The sequence below is a fragment of the Rhodococcus sp. BS-15 genome, assembly GCF_000813105.1.
In the GTDB taxonomy this organism is placed as follows: Bacteria; Actinomycetota; Actinomycetes; order Mycobacteriales; family Mycobacteriaceae; genus Rhodococcoides.
Genome location: NZ_BAOX01000490.1, coordinates 1 through 2,064 on the forward strand (window position 1 = coordinate 1; position 2,064 = coordinate 2,064).

Annotated in this window: 2 protein-coding genes; both read left to right on the forward strand. The window is 62.5% G+C overall.

Annotated elements, in window-relative coordinates; translation table 11 throughout:
• Positions 1-764, forward strand: a 764-nt coding sequence (locus RHBS_RS27225; protein WP_128646894.1) for a universal stress protein, incomplete at its 5' end; no start/stop codon positions are given.
• On the forward strand, positions 761-1,945 hold the full coding sequence (locus RHBS_RS27230) for a hypothetical protein (protein WP_128646895.1): 1,185 nt from the start codon (positions 761-763) through the stop codon (positions 1,943-1,945). The genes RHBS_RS27225 and RHBS_RS27230, both read left to right, overlap by 4 nt.
• Positions 1,946-2,064: the final 119 nt, after the last annotated feature.

Sequence of the window (2,064 nt, forward strand, 5' to 3'; positions counted from 1 at the left end):
TCCCCGAACCCATTGTTGCGCAATCGAAATCGGAGATCAGGACGATCCTGGACGAGGCCCTGGCGGTCACGGCACGCGCGAGCGCGACCTCCGGTGAGATCACCATCGACACCGTCTCGTCCGAAAACTCGGCCGTTGCCACATTGCTCGAACTGTCGACCACAGCCCGCATGGTCGTCCTGGCCACCCGCGGCCTCGGCGGGGCCGAACAACGATCACTGGGGTCGATCGTTTTCGCCGTCACCACCCATGCTCGATGCCCGGTCACGGTCGTGCGTGGCTGGTCAGGCGACGACGTGGACACGACGCATCCGGTTGTCGTCGGGGTGGACGGAACGAGGGCGAGCGCAGCGGCGACGGCGCTGGCATTCGAGGAGGCCTTCGTACGGTCGGCTCCGCTCACGGCAGTGCACAGCTGGTCCGACACGGATCTGTCTGTCGGACTTCCGATTCGAGGATTGGAATGGCCGGCCAATCGGCCCGCCGCGGCAGATCAGCTCGCCCGGATGCTCGAGCCGCACACACGTCGCTATCCGACAGTGTCGGTACGAACCGCAGTGGTCAAGGACCGCCCGGTGCAGGCCCTCCTCGATCACGCACAGGGCGCGCAACTTCTCGTGATAGGCAGTCACGGGCGCGGCGGCTTCCCTGGAATGATGCTCGGCTCCACCAGCAGGACGGTCATTGCACGCGCATCGTGCTCGGTGACCGTGGTTCCCGATGCAGCCCGCAATCGATCGACGACAACGAAGGAATACTTGTGAAGAAGTTCGTCTCGATCACGTTGGGATCCATTGCCGGAGTCTCGATTCTCGCGCTCGCTGCCATTCTCACGGCCGGGGGAATCTTCGTACCCGCCCACTATCTGGATCCCTGGTCGTCGGACTACTCCGATCGCTTCGACGACCCCCGAATGAAGGTCGTCGCTCGCGCAGAGTTGGCCCCGAGTAGCCACAACACCCAGCCATGGACCGTCACGCTCGATCCGTCAGACCCACAGGCGCTGTACCTGTTCGTCGACGGCACTCGCCTCACTCCCGCGGTGGACCCGCTGTCCCGCCAGGCCATGGTCTCGCAGGGAACGTTTCTCCAGTACTTGACGACAGCAGCGGCGGAGATGGGGTCGAGAGCAACAGTGGAGCTGTTCCCGGCCGGTCCGTACGACGAAGCCGACCTGATGCAGTCGATGATCGATACACCGGTTGCGAAAGTCACACTCACCGAGGACTCGACGGCTTCGACCGACGACGCCGGATCGTTGTTTCTCTCCGACACCAACCGCGCCCCGTATCAGGACGCCCCGTTGACGACCGCCCAGCTCGACGAACTGGCAGGTGTGGCAACCGAATCCGGCGCAACCATCCAGATGTTCACCGATACGGAGAACAAGGCGACGCTGGCCGAGTTCGCAGTCGTCGGCACCCTCATCGAAAGCCGATACGCCTCGGCTACCGACGAAAGTACGGCCTTGTTCCATCCCAACGAAGGCTCGAAGAACGATGCCCGGTCCGGATTTGCGGTGGAAGGCCAGGGAACCAGTGGCTTCATGAAGTACTTCTTGCAAGGGCTCATCACGATTGTTCCGTCGATCAACGACGATGCGGCAACCGCGAAAAGCGCTATCTCGTCGACCGACGAAGCCGTGAGCCACACTCCCGCCTACGCACTGGTCAGTACGGCATCGAATTCCCGCTCCGAGCAGGTACAGGCGGGCATGCTCTACGCCGGACTGTCACTGCGAGCCCGCACCCTGGGATTGGTGATGCAACCACTGAGCCAGGCTCTCCAGGAATACCCCGATATGGCCGAACCGTACGAAGCGATTCACGACGAATACGCTTCGGCAGGTCAGACAATTCAGATGATGGTGCGAATAGGCTCTCCTACCACGGAATACCCTACGACGATGCGCCGCGACGCCACCACATTGATACGAACTTCGTGAGGTAGCCGAACTTGACTGCATGTGCCGCCGACTAGAGGCCCAAAGGCTCTACGCGGACGACGCCCTGGCCAGCAAGCTGTTGCCATGAACGAATCCGCAGGATAGTGCCCCATGGGGTG